General features: G+C 72.1%; 14 protein-coding genes. 9 read left to right on the top strand and 5 right to left on the bottom strand.

Features of this window, described 5'->3' with window-relative positions:
• From E6J59_19150 to E6J59_19135, 4 genes are all read left to right on the top strand, one after another.
• Positions 1–2008 (top strand): GAF domain-containing sensor histidine kinase (locus tag E6J59_19150; GenBank protein TMB16419.1); only part of this gene is annotated, 2008 nt, incomplete at its 5' end.
• 262 nt (positions 2009–2270) lie between these two features.
• A complete protein-coding gene (locus E6J59_19145; protein TMB16418.1) occupies positions 2271–3494 on the top strand; it encodes an MFS transporter in 1224 nt (407 codons plus the stop codon).
• Between the two features lie 121 nt (positions 3495–3615).
• A complete protein-coding gene (locus E6J59_19140) occupies positions 3616–5184 on the top strand; it encodes a hypothetical protein (protein ID TMB16417.1) in 1569 nt (522 codons plus the stop codon).
• An 8-nt stretch (positions 5185–5192) separates the two neighbouring features.
• On the top strand, positions 5193–6596 hold the full coding sequence (locus E6J59_19135; GenBank protein TMB16416.1) for a sigma-54-dependent Fis family transcriptional regulator: 1404 nt from the start codon (positions 5193–5195) through the stop codon (positions 6594–6596).
• 6 nt (positions 6597–6602) lie between these two features.
• Here the strand turns inward: E6J59_19135 and E6J59_19130 are convergent, their stop codons facing one another.
• Positions 6603–8678: a hypothetical protein gene (locus tag E6J59_19130; GenBank protein TMB16415.1), complete on the bottom strand. Its 2076-nt coding sequence runs from the start codon at positions 8676–8678 to the stop codon at positions 6603–6605.
• Here E6J59_19130 and E6J59_19125 point away from each other — a divergent pair.
• The 3 genes from E6J59_19125 to E6J59_19115 are packed head-to-tail and all read left to right on the top strand — an operon-like array spanning position 8626 to position 12479.
• The gene (locus tag E6J59_19125) at positions 8626–9600 is read left to right on the top strand and encodes a GNAT family N-acetyltransferase (protein ID TMB16414.1); all 975 of its coding nucleotides are present in this window, start codon (positions 8626–8628) and stop codon (positions 9598–9600) included. The two genes, E6J59_19130 and E6J59_19125, sit on opposite strands and share 53 nt — an antisense overlap.
• A gap of 25 nt (positions 9601–9625) precedes the next feature.
• A complete protein-coding gene (locus tag E6J59_19120) occupies positions 9626–10090 on the top strand; it encodes a hypothetical protein (protein ID TMB16413.1) in 465 nt (154 codons plus the stop codon).
• A gap of 16 nt (positions 10091–10106) precedes the next feature.
• Positions 10107–12479: a hypothetical protein gene (locus E6J59_19115; protein TMB16412.1), complete on the top strand. Its 2373-nt coding sequence runs from the start codon at positions 10107–10109 to the stop codon at positions 12477–12479.
• Between the two features lie 4 nt (positions 12480–12483).
• Here E6J59_19115 and E6J59_19110 read toward each other — a convergent pair whose 3' ends face one another.
• Complete coding sequence (locus tag E6J59_19110; protein TMB16411.1) at positions 12484–13245, bottom strand: hypothetical protein; 762 nt, start codon at positions 13243–13245, stop codon at positions 12484–12486.
• Between the two features lie 143 nt (positions 13246–13388).
• Between E6J59_19110 and E6J59_19105 the strand changes: the two genes are divergently transcribed.
• Both E6J59_19105 and E6J59_19100 read left to right on the top strand, forming a co-directional pair.
• Complete coding sequence (locus E6J59_19105) at positions 13389–14330, top strand: SDR family NAD(P)-dependent oxidoreductase (protein ID TMB16410.1); 942 nt, start codon at positions 13389–13391, stop codon at positions 14328–14330.
• Positions 14174–14818 carry a hypothetical protein gene (locus E6J59_19100; GenBank protein TMB16409.1) on the top strand — a complete coding sequence of 215 codons (645 nt, stop codon included), beginning with the start codon at positions 14174–14176 and terminating at the stop codon, positions 14816–14818. Before E6J59_19105 ends, E6J59_19100 begins: the two co-directional genes overlap by 157 nt.
• A 16-nt stretch (positions 14819–14834) precedes the next feature.
• Here the strand turns inward: E6J59_19100 and E6J59_19095 are convergent, their stop codons facing one another.
• The 3 genes from E6J59_19095 to E6J59_19085 all read right to left on the bottom strand — a co-directional run.
• Positions 14835–15236: a PaaI family thioesterase gene (locus tag E6J59_19095; protein TMB16408.1), complete on the bottom strand. Its 402-nt coding sequence runs from the start codon at positions 15234–15236 to the stop codon at positions 14835–14837.
• Positions 15233–15655 (bottom strand): hypothetical protein, encoded by a 423-nt coding sequence (locus E6J59_19090; protein ID TMB16407.1) that lies wholly within the window; start codon positions 15653–15655, stop codon positions 15233–15235. Before E6J59_19090 ends, E6J59_19095 begins: the two co-directional genes overlap by 4 nt.
• Positions 15655–16669, bottom strand: a 1015-nt coding sequence (locus tag E6J59_19085; GenBank protein TMB16406.1) for a DUF1329 domain-containing protein, incomplete at its 5' end; no start/stop codon positions are given. The genes E6J59_19090 and E6J59_19085, both read right to left, overlap by 1 nt.

The following is a 16669-nucleotide window of genomic DNA, read 5'->3' as shown; positions in this document are numbered from 1 at the left end:
GCTGCCGTTGCGCCAGGCTTTCATCCATGTCGCGCTCGCCACGGTGGAGGTCGCGCTCCTCGGCGTGAGCGAGCTCACCGGGATCGTCGCGCACTTCGGGTTGGGTGGCTTCTATCGCCCGGACGCCTACCGCGACGGCGGCTTCGTCGCCCTCGTGATCGTGGCCGTCACCACGGTCGATGGGCTCTGCGCCTATCTCAGCCACTACCTGAGCGGCCTCCTCGGGGACCATGAGGAGCGCAGCCGGACGCTCGCCGCCCAGCGCGGCGAGCTGCTCAGCCGCAACGAGCGCGCGGCGGCGCGCGTGCGTGTCCTCCTCGACGTGGCGCAGCACGTGAGTGCGATGCACACGCTCGAGGCGCTGCTGCGCGCCGTGTGCGACACCACGGTCGCGCTCGTGCGCGTGCCGCGGGTGGAGATATTCCTCTGGGACGCGGACCGCCAGGGCCTCCGCCTCGCGGCGGCGCACGGGCGCAGCGAGGAGTCGGGCGGCGAGGCCGACGTCCGCTATACGGCGGACCTGCCCATCGTCGGGCGCCTGCGCGCGGGCGAGGTGGTCCAGTTCGGCGCCGCGCCCAGCCATGCGCTCGTCTCCGGACGCGTGGGGCTGCCCTTCAGCCGCGGCTTCGCGGCGCCCATGGTGTGCCGCGGCTCCTTCGAGGGGGCGCTCTTCGTCGGCTACGGCGAGGAGGACGCCCAGGACCTGATGGAGCTGGTGCAGGGCATCGCGCGGCAGGCGGCCCTCGCGCTCGTCAACGTGCGCAGCATGGAGCAACAGCAGGAGGACGCCGATGTCTCGCGCGTGCTCCTCTCCCTCTCGCAGGGGCTCAGCGCCTGCCTGGACGAGGACGCGCTCTGGCAGATGCTCGTGCGCGGCGCGACCGAGGTCCTCGATCTCCCCTGGTCGGTCGCTGCCCGCTTCGACGAGCGCTCGGGGACCTTCAGCATCGTGGGCGGCACCGGCTTCCCGGAGGCGGACCTCGAGGCCATGAGCAGCGGGCGCTTCCGCCTCGAGGACTTCCCGAGGCTCCAGGAGGCGATCACGCGCCGCGAGCTCTTGATCGCCGATGGCGCGACCGTGCGCCCCCTCTGGCTGCCGCGCGGCTGGCGCTCGGGCACCTGGATCGCCGTCCCGCTCTTCCGCAGCGGCTGGGTGGCCGGCTTCCTCGCCGTCGGGCGGAACCAGGAGCGGCGCGCCGTCAGCCGCCGCCAGCACCGCCTGGCCGAGGGTCTCGGCCACCACGCCTCGATCGCGCTCCAGAACGCCCGCATGGTCGCCGACCTGGAGGCCGCCGACCGGCTCAAGTCGGAGTTCGTGTCGACCATGTCGCACGAGCTGCGCACGCCGCTCAACGTGATCATCGGCTACACCGAGATGCTGCGCGAGGGCGCCGTCGGCCCGATCACCGCGGGGCAGCGCGAGCTGATCGACCGCCTCGACGCCCGCGGGCGCGAGCTGCTCGAGCTGATCGAGGCGACGCTGCACGTGGGCCGCCTCGAGGCCGGCCGCGACATGGTCGAGATCTCCGCCGTGCCGCTCCGCGACCTCCTCCAGGCGCTGCACGCGAGCACCTGCGGCCTGCCGCGCGTGCCCGAGGTGGCCTTCGAGTGGGAGACGCCCGAGGACGTCGCCCAGCGCATCATGACCGATCGCGCCAAGGTGGCCCTCGTGGTCCGCAACCTGGTGAGCAACGCCTTCAAGTTCACCAGCCAGGGAGAGGTGCGGGTGCGCCTCGTGGTCCAGGCCGAGGCCCTGGTGATCGAGGTGCGCGACACGGGGATCGGCATCGGCGCCGAGTACCTGCCGATCATCTTCGACATGTTCCGTCAGGTGGACGGCACGACGACGCGCCGCCACGGCGGCGTGGGCCTCGGCCTCTACATCGTGAAGCAGTTCGTGAGCCGACTCGGCGGCACGATCGAGGTCACGAGCACGCTCGGGAGCGGCAGCCGCTTCCGCGTCGTCCTCCCCGGCGTCATCGGCGACGAGCGCCGCTCGGCGGCGTAGAGCTCTTGCAAAGGCGTGGCGGGGCCGCCCCCGCGGCTTCGCTGCGCCGGCCGCACGGGCCTCCACGGTCGTGCGGGCGTGCCGGCGCAGAGGCGCCGCCAGCGCGCCCCCGCCGACGCCGCACCGACGCTCGCGTTCGCTCCGCTACGTCTTCGCGCGCGGCGAGCGGCGGCGCTCCTTCTGCTGCTCGCGGCGGCGCTGCTTCAGGCGCTCGCGGCGCCGCTTGCGGCGCCGGCGGAGCTCGCGCCGTCGTTCCGTCGCCATGCGGGGTCTGTATAATGCACGCCTCGTCGCGGCAAGCCGCGTCGCGCCCATCGCGCCCATGTCGCCCTCCACCCGCACGGCCTGCTTCGCGCGCCTGACCGCGGCGAACTTCTGCTTCTTCCTCACCTTCACGTCGTTCTTCCTCCTGCCGCTGCACGTGCGCGCGCTCGGCGGCACGGAGCGCACGATCGGGCTCGTGATGGGAACGAGCGGCCTCGCCGGCCTGGTGAGCGTGCTCGCCGTGGGCGCGCTCCTCGACCGCTTTGGCCGGCGCATCTTCCTCCTCGGCGGGATCGCCACCATGTCGGCCGCGTCGGGCGCCTTCCTCCTGGTTGGGCGGATCGGGCCGGCGATCTTCGTGCTGCGCGCGGTGCAGGGGCTCGCCTTCGCGGCCGGCTTCAACGCGGCCTCGACGCTGGCGGCGGAGTTCGCGCCCGAGGGGCGCCGGGCGGCGGCCCTCGGTCTCTTCGGCGTCTCGACCCTCGCCACCCACGCGCTCGCCCCGACGCTCGGCGAGCAGCTCGTTCGGCTGGGCGGCTTCCCCGCGCTCTTCGTCGCGGCGACGGTCTTCTCGGCCGTCGGCCTGGCGGTCGCCTGGCCGCTGCCGGACGACGCGCCCGCCCGGGCCCGCGCGGCGGTCCCGCTGCGTGCCACGGCCGAGCTCTCCACGGCCATCGCGACCGTCGCCTGCTGCGGGGTGGCGTTCGGCGCCGTCATCACCTACGTCCCGACCTTCGTGCAGGACGCGGCGCTCGGACCGATCGCGACCTTCTTCCTGTCGTACACGGCGGCCGCGGTGCTGACGCGCGTGGCCGCGGGAGGGCTCAGCGACTCGCTCGGGCGGCGGACGGTCGTCCTGCCGGCGCTCGGTCTCCTGGCCGCCTCGATCGCGCTGCTTGCCGCCGTCCGCTCGGCGCTGGCGCTGGCCACGGCGGGGCTTCTCTTCGGCACCGCGCAGGGCTTCGTCTACCCGACGCTGAACGCCTTCACCCTCGACCTGGCCGAGCCCGGGCAGCTCGGCCGCACCCAGACGCTCTACAACGGGGCCTTCAACCTGGGCACGACGGCCGGCTCGATGGCGCTCGGCCCGGTGGCGCAGGCGCTCGGCCATCGCGCCACGTTCCTGGTCGCGGCCGCGATGGCGGCGACCGCGCTCGTGGTCTTCGCCGTGGGCGCGCGCCGGGTCAGTCCCGAGCGCGCGATGTCCGTACCCAGCGCGTGATCTCCGCCACCATGCGCTCGGGCTGCTCCTCCGGCGGCAGTGGCCGGTGCGCCGGCGCCGCGGCCGCGATTGGCGCAGGGCGGGGCGGCTGCGCTACACTTCCGCGGCTCGAGTGCCGGCCATGGCGGAGACGACTGCCACCACCGCGCGCCTCGCCGGGGGCGCACCCAGCCCACGCGCCGGCCGCGCCGCGGTGCGGCGGGGCGCCTACTACCTGCTCCTGACCGGCGCGGTCGGGGCGGCGTACCTCGTCGCGGCGGTGCTCTTCAACGTCGTCTTCCAGGCCCGGGTGGTGACCGACTCGCGCGCCTTCCCCGTCATCTTCACGCTCGCCGTCCTCGTCCTCTTCAACCCGATCCGCACACGGCTTCAGGCCCTGGTCGACCGGATCTTCTTCCGCACCCGCTACGACGGCGCGCAGGTCCTCGCCGCGGTTGGCGCCGAGCTCGCGGGGACGCTCAAACGGGAGCGGATCGTGGCCCTCGTGTGCGACGCCGTCGACGCGGCGATCCCCAACACCGGGACGCGCCTCCTCCTGGGCGCACCGGGCGAGCCGGGCGGCCTGAGCGGCATCCCGGGCCCGCTCCTCCCGCAGCTCGAGAGGGGGCAGGTCCTGTCCGCCTTCGACTCCGGCGTGCAGGGCGGCCGCGGCGCGGGCGGCGCCGAGCTCGCCGTGCCGCTCGAGGTGCGCGGCCAGCTGGCGGGGGTGCTGGCGGTCGGCGGCAAGCGCTCGGGGCTCCTCTACACCGCAGGCGACGTCGAGTTCCTGCGCGCCCTCGCCCACGAGGCCGCGAACGCGCTCGAGAACGCGCGCTCGTACGAGGCGCTGGTGACGCTGAACGCGCGCCTCGAGGAGCGGGTGCGCGAGCGGACCGCGCAGCTCGAGGGCACCAACCGCGAGCTGGCCCAAGCCTACGGCGAGCTCAAGAACGCCGAGGTCCAGCTCGTGCAGTCGGAGAAGATGGCCTCGCTCGGCCGCCTGGTCGCGGGCGTGGCGCACGAGATCAATAACCCGGTGGCGTTCATTTCCAGCAGCGTGGCGCCGCTGCGCCGGCGGCTCGAGACGGCGGCGGCCGATGCGCCGCCCGAGGTCGCGAAGCTGCTCGCCAACGCGCGCGAGATCGTCGCCGTGATGGCACGCGGCGCGGAGCGCACGGCGGCCATCGTGAAAGACCTGCGCAGCTTCTCGCGTCTCGGCGAGGCGACGCGCAAGCGCGTCGACCTGCACGTCGGGCTCGAGGTGAGCCTCCGCCTGCTCGAGCCGCGCTGGCGCGACCGGATCGAGATCCACCGCGACTACGGCACGCTGTCGCCGGTCGAGTGCGACCCCGGGCAGGTGAACCAGGTGTTCATGAACCTGCTCGCCAACGCGTGCGACGCGATCCCCGAGCGCGGCAACGTGTGGATCACGACGCGCGCCGCGGGCGAGCAGGTGCGCGTCACCATTCGCGACGACGGGGTCGGCATGACGCCGGAGATGGCGGGCCGCATCTTCGACCCGTTCTTCACCACCAAGGACGTGGGTGGCGGGACGGGGCTCGGGCTCGCCATCAGCCACGGTGTGGTCGCGGCCCACGGCGGGCGGATCGAGGTGGAGAGCGCGCCGGGCAAGGGGGCCACCTTCCGCGTCTCCCTCCCGCTCGCGCCGCCCGCCGCCTCCCTTGACAGGACGGCGAGCGGCGCCGGATAGGGGAGCCGGTGGAGGTGGATTACCGCCAGTTCCTGGTGTTGGTGGTGGACGACGAGCCGGACATCCTGCGCGCGTTCGCCTTCAACTACGGCGACGACTTCCAGGTGCTGACCGCCGAGAGCGGCGCGCGCGGACTCGCGCTCCTCGAGACGCACGAGCCGGCCGTCATCGTCGCCGACCAGCGCATGCCGGCGATGAGCGGGACCGACTTCCTCGAGCGCTCGATGGTGCTGCGCCCCGACGCCGTGCGCATCATCCTGACCGGCTACACCGACATCGACGCCATCGTCCAGGCGATCAACAGGAGCCGCATCTACCGCTACGTCACCAAGCCCTGGGAGAGCGAGGAGCTGCGGCTCACGCTCCGCCGCGCGGTCGAGGCCTTCCACCTGGTGCGCGAGAACGGGCGGCTGGTGGAGGAGCTCCGGCGCGCCAACGAGCGGCTCGCGGCCGAGAACGCCTACCTGCGCGAGAGCGAGCGGCCGCAGGAGATCGTGGGCGACAGCGCGGCGATGCACGGCGTGCTCGAGCTCGTCGCCCGGGTCACCGGCTCGCGTTCCACGGTCCTGATCGAGGGCGAGACCGGCACGGGTAAGGAGCTGGTGGCACGCGCCATCCACGCCGGCGGGCCGCGGCGCGACCACCTCTTCGTCGCCGTCAACTGCGCCGCGCTCTCGGAGGGGCTGCTCGAGAGCGAGCTCTTCGGGCATCGCCGCGGCGCCTTCACGGGCGCCACCGAGGACCGCAAGGGGCTCTTCGAGGTGGCGAGCGGCGGCACGCTCTTTCTCGACGAGATCTCGGAGACCAGCGCGGGGCTCCAGGCGAAGCTCCTGCGCGTGCTGCAGGAGGGGGAGGTCCGCCCGGTGGGCGAGAACCGCGCCCGCATGGTCGATACGCGCGTCATCGTGGCGACCAACCGGAATCTCGAGGACGAGCTGAAGGCCGGCCGCTTCCGCGACGACCTCTACTATCGCCTGCGCGTCTTCCCGATCCGCCTCCCGCCGCTGCGCGAGCGGCGCGAGGACATCCCCGCGCTCGCGCGCCACCTGCTCGGCCGCCTCGCGCGCCAGGTGAAGAAGCCGGTCGCCGAGCCGACCGAGGAGACGCTCGCGCTCCTCGCCCGCTACCCGTTCCCGGGTAACGTGCGCGAGCTGGCCAACGAGCTCGAGCGGGCCGTGCTGCTCGCGGAGCCGGGGGCGCCGATCACCGACGATCTCCTCTCCGAGCGGCTGCAGGAGGCGGCTGGCGACGGGGCGGCGCCGAGCCTGCTCCAGCACCGAGCCAACGCCTTCGAGCGCGAGCAGATCGAGGCCGCACTCGCGCGCGCCAGCGGCGTCAAGACGCACGCCGCCGAGGAGCTCGGCATCACCTACCGGGGGCTGCTCAAGAAGATGAAGCGTCTCGGGATGTGAGCCGCCTCAGGTCCCGGTCCGCGCCAGGGCGACGGGGGCGGCGGGAAGCGTCACCCGGAACGCGCTGCCGCGCCCGGGCGCGCTCTCGACGCTGATCTCGCCCCCGTGCTCCAGCACCATCTGGTGGACGAGGGCCAGGCCGAGGCCGGTGCCCGTCTCCTTGGTGGTGTAGAAGGGGTGGAAGATGTTCTCGAGCTGGTCGGCGGGGATGCCGGGCCCGTCGTCGCGCACCTCGAGCACCACGCTGTCGGCGGGCGCGGGCCGCACCTCGAACCACGCGTGTCCGCCCGGCGCGCTCGTCTCGATCGCGTTCAGGAGCAGGTTCACGGTGATCTGCTTCAGCTGATCGGGGTCGGCCCACACCGGGCGCACGCGGGGGTCGAAGGTCGCCACGACCTCGATCTGGCGCTTGCGCGCCGTCGACTCCATCAGGCGCACGACCGGCTCGAGCGTCGGCCCGAGCTCGACCGGGCGCCGCTCCGCCGTCTTCGACTTCCCGAGCGCGAGCAGGTCGGCGATCAGGTCGGTCACCCGGCGCAGCTCGCCCAGGCTCAGCTCGCGGAAGTTGCTGAGAAACTCGCGGTCGTCGAGCCGCTGCGGGAGGAGGTCGAGGAAGGTCTTCACGGCCACCAGAGGGTTGCGGATCTCGTGCGCGATGCCGGCCGCCAGGATGCCGAGCGAGGAGAGGCGATTGGCGCGCTCGAGCACGATCTCGGAGCGGCGCAGCTGGCGCGAGAGCGAGGCGTTCTCGAGCGCGACGCTGGCGCCGGCGGCGACGGTGGCGAGGAGCTGGAGGTCCTCGGCGGAGAAGATGCGGAAGCTCCGGTTGCGGCCGAGGGCGATGAGACCGGTCGGCCGGTTCTTGATGCGGAGGGGGATGCCGACCTCCCAGGCGCTGGCGCGGAAGACCGCCGCGCCGGCGGCGTCCATGGCCTCGAGCTCGGCAGCGAGGATCGGCTCGCGCAGCGGCTCGAGAGCGTGGACGAGGGGCTCGGGCATGGGCTGGCCGCCCTGCGCCGCCGGGTAGGCGCGCGCGAGCCGCGCGGTGTCCTCGTCGGCCAGGAAGATGTCGCAGCACTCGACGTCGAGGACGTCCGTCAACGCGTCCCCCAGCCGCTTCACCAGCTGCTCGCGATCGAGGATGTGGACGAGCACGGCGGCCAGCTCGCGCAGCTTGCGGCGGTAGTCGTAGTGCTCCGGGAAGAACGCCCGCTGGACGCGGGTCTCGAGGGCAGCCTGGCACGCGGGGATCAGGACCACGGCGATCAGCGCCAGGGCCAGCGCGGCGCACACCATGATCCCGGGCTCGTCCGCCTCCAGCGTCTGCGCCAGGGCCCAGGTGCCCGCACCTCCGGGAACGAGCACGAGCGCGGCGGCGAGCGTGAAGCTCACCCCCTTGCGCACGACGTAGTCCACGTCCATGAGCCGGTGCCGCGCGATCGCGTACGCGATGATGCCCATGGTGAAGACGTTCCCGAGGCTGCCGAGGGGATAGATGCTGACTCCGTAGAGGGGGAGGAGGTTGGTCAGGATGAACGGCGTCTGGACGACGGTGGCGAGAAACCAGAACTTCGCCTGCATCCGCTGGCGCGGCGATGTCGGATGGCGGTAGGCGTGCCAGATGCGCTCGAGTCCGAGCGGCATGCACACCGCGATGTACGCCGTCATGAGGGAGTAGAGCCGCGTGGGCTCGATGTACCAGCCCCATGCGTGCCGGCTCACGCCGTGCACGAGGTCGCCGTGGGCGTTGAGCGCCGCGAGCAGGCCGGCGACGGCGTAGGTGAAGACGAGCAGCCCGTTCCAGACGCGCCCCCCGGACCCGGCCTGCACCAGCGCCGCGTGCACGAAGGCCGCCGGGGCGAAGCACACGCCGACGCGGAAGAGCTGGCTCCACCACTCGGCGGAGAGGCCGTCCGGGAAGTAGTCGAGCGCGAAGATGTCGAGGTTCCACAGGACCGTGTTGAAGGTCATCCATGCGAAGACACGCAGAGCCCGGTTCCTGACGCCTCCGCGCAGGACGAGCAGGCAGATGATCGCATCGGCGACCGCCGCGACCAGCGGGACCAGCCACGGATGTTGCATGGATACACCGCATTGTCCGGTCTGCCCGGGCGAGTCTCAAGGCGTGGTCGCGCATACCCTGGAGTTCCGGCCAACGGTTCGTAGGAACGTGCGTTCACATCGGCCTCGCCGGAAGGATCGCCACGGCGCGGCCCCGGAGGACGTGAGGCGCGGCACGGCGGTTGCACAAGCGTCCCGCAGGAGGGACGCCATGCGAGACATCCAGCCGAGGGCCACGGCAGGGCGGTCGGAGTTCCAGCCCGCGTCCTTCGCGGACCTGCTTCGGGGCTACCGCTTCCGCGTGTGCACGGACCGGGTCGCTTTCGAGTCCGCGCTCGACGTCCGGCGCCGCATCTACCTGGGGCACTGCGGCTACGACGTCCCGGTGCCGGACGAGTACGATCCTCGCTCCTGGCTCCTGCTCGCCGAGCACGTGGGCTCGGGCGAGGTGGTGGGGACGATGCGCATCACGCCGCGCTCGGCCGGTCCGCTCGAGGCCGAGGAGTACTTCCGGCTTCCGCGACACCTGATCACGCCGCGCACGGTCGAGGTGACGCGCTTCGCGATCCTCCCGGAGCACCGCCGGAGCCACGGCGTCATGCCGAGCGTCTCGTTCGGTCTCTTCAAGCTGCTCATCAACTTCCTCGACGAGATCGGCGCGCGCCAGGCGGTGGTGTGCTCCAAGGAGGAGCGCATCTGGACCTACGAATGGCTCTGCTTCCAGCGCACGGGTCTGGTGGCCGCGTACGCCAAGCTCGCGAACGCGCAGCACGAGCTGCTGGCGGCAGACCTCCGCGACATCCGGCAGCGGCGCGAGCATCCCCTGTGGGAGTTCGTCTTCACCACCAGCCCGAGCGAGATCCTGCTGCCGCCGCCCAGGGCCCGGTTCGGCCCCATTCGTTACCTCGGCGCGCGGCCCGTCTCGTTCGCCGCAATGGAGTGATCGTGCAAACTTCGCCCGGCACGCGATGGACGAGAGCCGGCACGCCTTCCTCCTCCTGCGCCGGATGCAGGAGTTCGGGTTCAACCTGCCGCGAGTGCCCCAGGCGCTCGACCGCCTGGAGACGCTCTCCGAGCGGAGCCGGGCACGCGACTTCAAGCAGGTCTACGCGGACCGTGGCCCGGCCGGGGACGCGGAGGTGATGGAGTTCATGACCATCGCCCTCATCGCCGAGCACGACGCGGCGACCAAGCTGCACGCCAACTACGACGCCCTGGCCGGCGATCCCGGGACGCAGGCGGTGGTCGGCGCGATCCGCCAGGACGAGGCGCGGCACATCGCGTATCTGAACACCTGGCTCGAGCGGTTCGAGCAGCGCTTCTCGCGGCGGGCGGTCGTCGCGGCCCGCGAGCGGCTCGAGGCGACCTACGAGGAGCTGCACGGCCTGTACTACGGCGCGCTTCAGGAGTACCTCGAGCGCGCGGCCAACTGATCGGAGGAGACTCCTCATGTCGTCGCGCGCGCTCGAGAGATACGCCGCCTGGGTCGTGAGACATCGCCTCGCGGTGCTCCTCACGGTCCTCCTCGGCACCCTCCTCCTCGCCCGCGCCGCCACGCGGCTCCACGTCGAGGTCGATCCCGATCGCCAGCTGCCCCAGGATCATCCGTTCATCCAGGCGCTCAACGACGTGCACCGCATCTTCGGCGACAAGAACCTCGTCGTCGTGGGGCTCTTCCCGCATGACGGCAACGTGTTCACGCCCCACTTCCTCGCGAAGCTGGCCGAGGTGACGGACCGGATCCGCCGCCTCCCCGGCGCCAACCCGGCGCTGGTGCAGAGCCTCGCCGCGCCCATGGTGAAGGACATCCGCGGCACCGAGGAGGGGATGGAGGTCGAGCGCGTCATGGAGACGGCGCCCGCCGACGCGGACGGCGCCGCCGAGGTGCGGCGCCGCGCCTTCGCGACCGACGCCTACGTCGGCACGCTGGTCGCGGCCGACGGCTCGGCGGCGGCCGTGCAGGCGAGCTTCGAGCTCACCCCCGAGACGCCCGGCTACCGCCACCTCCACATGGCGGTGCTCGGGGCGCTCGAGGCGGCCGCCGACGGCACCTTCGACTATCGCCTCTCCGGCCCGGTCGTCTTCCTCTCGCAGCTCTCCGCCTACGCGGCGCGCATGGTCCTCTACTTCCCGCTCGCGCTCCTCGTGATCGGCCTCGTCCACTACGAGGCCTTCCGCACCCTGCAGGCGCTCTTCCTCCCGCTCTTGACCGCGCTCCTCTCCGTGCTCTGGGCGGTCGGGCTCATGGGGCTGCTCGGCGTGCCGCTCGATCCCTTCAACACCACGACGCCGATCCTGATCCTCGCCGTCGCCGCCGGGCACGCGGTGCAGGTGCTCAAGCGCTTCTACGAGGAGTTCGACCGCACGCACGACGTCGAGGCGGCGATCACCGAGTCGCTCGCACGAGTGGGGCCGGTGATGATCGCCGCGGGCACGATCGCGGCGCTCTCGTTCTGCTCGCTCGTCACCTTCCGCACGGCGAGCATCCGCACCTTCGGCCTCTTCACCGGCTTCGGCATCCTTTCCGCGCTGGCGATCGAGCTGACCATCATCCCGGCCGTGCGGGCGATGCTGCCCACCCCCCGCCGGCGCGAGCGCGAGCGCGAGGCGGCGGCGCATCCCTGGCTCGACGCCTTCCTCGGGGCCTCGGCACGCGCGGCCAGCGGCCGTGGTGCGCGGCGCGTGTTCGCCGGCGCGGGTGTGCTGGTCGCGGCGTGCGCCCTCCTCGCCACCCGCATCCAGATCGACATGAGCAGCAAGCGCGAGTTCTCCGCGCGCGAGCCGGTGCGGCAGGATGACGCCGCCATCAACGCCGAGTTCGCCGGCACGAACACGCTCATCGTGCTGGTCGAGGGGAACGCGGAAGGCGCGCTCGAAGAGCCGGCGGTGATGCGCGCCATCTACCGCCTCGAGCGGAACCTCGAGGCCGAGCCGGGCGTCGGCAAGGCGCTCTCCTACGTCGACTTCGTGCGCAAGATGCACCTCGCCATGAACGCCGACCGGCCCGACCTGGGCGAGCTGCCCGCGACGCGCGCGCTCACCGCGCAGTATCTCTTCCTCTACACGCTCGCGGGCGGCGCCGATGACTTCGACACGCTGCTCGACTCGCCGCACCGGGTGGCCAAGGTCCGTCTCCTGGTGCACGAGGACAGCACGCGCTACGGCGAGCGGCTGATCGCGCTGGCGCAGGACCAGGTCGCGAAGACGTTCCCGCCCGGCTACCGCGTGCGCTACAGCGGCTCGCTCGCCTCGACCGCCGCCGCCACCGAGGTCATGGTGCACGGGAAGGTGCGCAACATCGCGCAGATCGCCCTCATCACGATCGCGATCGCGGCGCTCCTCCTGCGCTCGGTGGTGGGCGGGCTCCTGGTCGCCCTGCCGCTCGCGCTCACGGTGGCCGTCAACTTCGGGGTCATGGGGCTGCTCGGCATCCCGCTCGACAATGTCACCTCGGCCATCTCCGCGATGGCGGTAGGCATCGGCGCCGACTACGCCATCTATTTCCTCTTCCGCGTGCGCGAGGAGCTGGCGCACGGCGGCACGCTCGAGGACGCGCTCGGCCGCGCCCTCATGACGTCGGGGAAGGCCGTGCTCTTCGTCTCCTCGGCGATCGCCTTCGGCTACGCGACGCTCTGCCTGTCGGGCTTCGCGTTCCACGTCCAGCTCGGCTCGCTGGTCGCCCTCGCCATGCTCGTCTCGTCGGGGAGCGCCCTCGTCCTGCTCCCCGCGGTCGTCGCGCGCTTCCGGCCTGCGTTCCTGTGGGGTGGCTTCGTCGTTGAGGGCCGGAAGCGCGCGATCGAGGGCGCGACGGCGGCGGCGTGAGGGGTCACGAACCCTCCCGGCAGCACTGGAGCTGCGGCCCGGCGACCGTCCCGATGCGCCCGTCCTCGGCGAGCACGGTGACGCGCGTGAGGGAGCAACCGTAGGCGATCTGCACGTGGTACCGCCGCTCGCCGCGCTGGCGGAGGTCGGCGGTCGTGGTGCCGGAGTGCGCGCGGACCGCGTCGCAGTCGAGGCTCTCGTAGACGAGCCGGGCGACGTCCTGGGCGTCGGCCGAGAACATCCGCGGCTCCTCGCGCTGGAGCGCGAAGAAGACCCACACGACGAGGATGGTGGCGGCCAGGGGCACGGCCGTGAGGGCGCGGCCGAGGAACGGCCGCCGCGCCCGCACGGCACGCCACCACGGCGCGGTGAAGTACACGGCGTTCAGCGTGTTGAAGGCGCCGCGGCCGAGGAAGACGAGCGCGAACAGCCCCACCTTCTCGTCCTCCCCCCACTCGAAGAGCTGGTACACGTAGCGTGCCGGCGTCCACACGCGCCAGTAGGGCCACAGGTGCGTGAAGCCGGCGAGGAAGAGCCAGGCGGCGACCGCCTTCGAGAGCGCGAGCCACGGCACGAGCCGCCCGTCGCGCGCGAAGGTGACCAGCATCACGCCCTGCACTGCCGTGTAGAGCCCGACGAACCAGACCGCATCGCGGTAGTGCTCGCGGTAGCCGGGGACGCGGAGGTCGGAGACGAGGACGGCGAGCGCGCTCGCCAGCGTCACCAGCGCGACCAGCACGTTCACGATACGCAGCGCGAGCCGCACCCGCCCGGCCCATAGCGCACGCTCCGCGGCCCGTCCACGGCGCTGTCCGATCAGCCGGCACCCCCGTCCACGCTCGCCTTGACAAGGCCGCGCGGGCTGGGGCAGGTACTTCGGGTTCGCCGAACTCCAAAGGAGGCTCCCCGATGTTACTCGACGGCAAGGTGGCGATCGTCACGGGCTCGGGCCGAGGCATCGGCCGCGAGGAGGCGCTGCTCCTGGCCAGGCACGGCGCCAGGGTGGTGGTGAACGATCTCGGCGCGCACTTCGACGGGACCGGGGCGCCGACCGCCACGCCCGCGCAGGAGGTGGTCGGGGAGATCAAGAAGATGGGTGGCCAGGCGATCGCCAACGGCGACAGCGTGGCGGACTTCAAGGCCGCCAAGCGCATCGTAGAGTGCGCGCTCGACACCTTCGGCAAGCTCAACATCGTGGTCAACAACGCCGGCATCCTGCGCGACCGGATGATCTTCAACATGGCGGAGGAGGACTGGGACGCGGTCGTGGCGGTGCACCTGAAGGGCACCTTCAACATGTGCCGCCACGCCTGTGAGTACTGGCGAGAGGAGCACAAGAAGGGGAACCTGCTGAACGGCCGCGTCATCAACACCTCCTCGGACGCCGGGCTCCTCGGCAACGTCGGGCAGAGCAACTACGGGGCGTGCAAGGCCGCGGTCGCTGCCATGGCGATCATCATCGGCCAGGAGATGAAGAAGTACGGCGTGACGGCCAACGCGATCGCGCCGGTCGCGCGCACGCGACTGACGGTCGACGCCACACCCTCCACCGCGGCCCTCATGGGCGCGGAGCCCAAGCCGGGCGAGTTCGACATGTTCAGCCCCGCCAACGTCGCGCCGCTGGTCGCCTGGCTCGTGAGCGACGACGCGGCGGGCGTGAACGGGCAGGTGTTCCGCGTGGGCGGCCGCAGCGTGTGGCCGATGAAGGGCTGGCACTCCGCGGCGCGCTTGAAGAACCCCGAGCCGGCGCCCTGGGAGCCGATGAAGCTCGGCGCGCGCATCAAGGAGGAGCTGGCGAAGGGCATCACCGCGCCCGAGGGCATGGCCGACGTCTTCGCCGGAGGGCTGTGAGCGCAGGCCCGGCGCCCCGGCGGCGCGTCCTCGTCGTCTGCCACGCCAACACGAGCCGCAGCATCATCGCGGAGAAGGTGCTCGAGCGGCTGCTCGCCGAGCACGGCCTCGCCGGACGGGTCGAGGTCCGCTCGGGCGGCATCGCGCCCTACGCGCGTGACGGCAGCCTGGTCTCGCTCGACGCGCGCCTCGTGCTGCGCGAGGTCGGCATCGAGCTGCCGCCCGGCGCCGGGGCGACCGACCTGAAGCGCCAGCGCCACCTCCTCGCCGAGGCGGACGTCATCCTGGTCATGACCGGGCAGCAGCGCGAGATGCTGCGCGACTTCCCGGAGACGGCGGGCAAGCCCGTCCTCACCGTGCGCGAGCTCGCCGGCGAGTCGGGCGACATCGCCGACCCCTCGATGCAGGACGAGGACGTCTTCCGCCGCTGCCGTGACGAGATCACGCGCTGCCTGGCGCGCGGCCTCGAGCGCCTGCTGGCCGCGTGAAGCTCGGGCCCTCCCATCAGTCGACGAGCACCGCCTGCGTCTGCGTCACCAGCGCGACCCGCCGCCCGGTCGCGTCACGCACGTCGGTCTGGACGACGATCGTCCGCCGCCCGACGTGGAGCGCGCGCGTCACCGCCTCAACGTGCCCGCTCCGCACCGGCGAGAAGAAGTTCGTCTTCGACTCGATGGTCGAGGTGCCGGCGCCGGGCGGCAGGTTCAAGAAGGCGCAGATCGCTCCCAGCGTGTCGGCGAGCGCCATGATCGCGCCGCCGTGCAGCGCGCCGCCGCTCGTGCAGCGCGCGGGTGCCCAGGCGAGCCGGCCGCGCACCTCCTCCGGTGTGGCGGCGGTCACCTCCGCGCCGAGGGCGACCGCGAACGGCATGGCGGCGGCGAGGGCCTGCGGGTCCGGCGCGCTCATGGCTCCCTCGCCGCCGGCGTCTCGATCACCTTCACGCGGTAGTCCGTGAAGGGCGGCGTCTCCTCCTTCAAGAAGCTCCCCCGGAAGCGCTCCTCGGCATGGGCGGGGAGCGGCTTCACCTTCCCCGACTTGAGCAGCTCCTCGGGGTTCAGGTCGGGGACCGCGAGCGCCTCGGCGCTCTCGTTGTAGGTCTCGGTCCTGGCGACCACCTTGCCGTGCTCGTCGAGCGCCTCGATGCGGAGCTTCACGTAGCGGAGCGCGTGGCCGCTCGTGTTCCGGAGCCGGCCAACGACGTTGTAGAACTGGGCTCCGTAGCCCGACTCCCAGCGGCCCCGGTGCTCGAGCACCTGGGCGTCGGGGCCGCCGGCCGCGCACGCGGGGGCGGCCAGGAGGAGCAGGACGAGCGCGAGGCGCCGCATCAGTCGGTCATGTGCGTCAGCGTGCGCAGCGAGAAGTACGACGGGTCCCAGCTCTGCTCGAGGAACGAGCTCTGGTAGCGGCCGCCGAGCGCGGCGCGGTTCGTCTTGTCGTTCACGCCCACCACCAGGTTCGGGAAGACCGCCGAGAAGGTTTCGTCGTTCTTGACGAAGTGGTAGCCGCACATGGCGGTGTAGAAGTACTCGCCCGCGCGGTTGTGCACCTGCTTCCAGTAGATGCGGTAGATCTCCTTGTCGAAGTACATGATGACCTTGCCGAAGTTGTAGTACGGGTCGCTCGACTGCCCCTCCACGACCCACACCGGGCGGGGCACGAAGAGGAGGTTCTGCTGGATCCACCACGGCGCGCCCTTGGCGTTCGGCACCTCGTAGCCGGCGGGCATGTAGGGCGTGTCGATCAGCTGGCGTGTGGGGCTGACGGACCTCATGGGGAAGGGGTAGGGCTGGAGGAGCGGCGCCAGGATCGTCTGCTCGCCCACCAGCTTCCACTGGTAGTACTCGACCTTGCCGGCGTAGCAGTTGAGGTCGTCGGCGAAGATGTCGAGGCCGGCCACCGGGTCCGAGCGCGAGGCGGCGTTCACCCGCCGCGCGCGGCGGGTGGAGGGGACGTAGGCCCACACCGCATCCTGCCCGTCCCAGTTCCAGTAGCGCTTGGTGAGCGTCGAGACGCCCTCCACGTCGACCGGCTCGAGCGCGCCGCCGATGGCCTCGCCGGAGAGGCCTTCGGGGTTCTCCTTGATCGGACCGAAGTGGCGGCCCTGGTAGCCGCGCGTGTGGATGAACGCCTTGATGCGGCGGAACTGTCCGCCCGTGTCGACCCCGTTCAGGGTGAAGGTGGCACCGCCCCCGCCGCCCTGCGCGCCCGCCATGGCGAAGTTCCACGCGATCTTGCAGCCGGCCTTGGGGTCGGCCTTGTCGAACTGCGGGAAGGGGAGCCCGAAGACGAAGTCCGGGATCTTGTCCGTCGCCTTGTCCTTGAGCCCGCAGGTCTTCTCG

The sequence above is a fragment of the Deltaproteobacteria bacterium genome (genome assembly GCA_005879795.1).
Lineage (GTDB): Bacteria > Desulfobacterota > Binatia > DP-6 > DP-6 > DP-6.
This window is presented reverse-complemented; position numbering and strand designations above follow the sequence as displayed.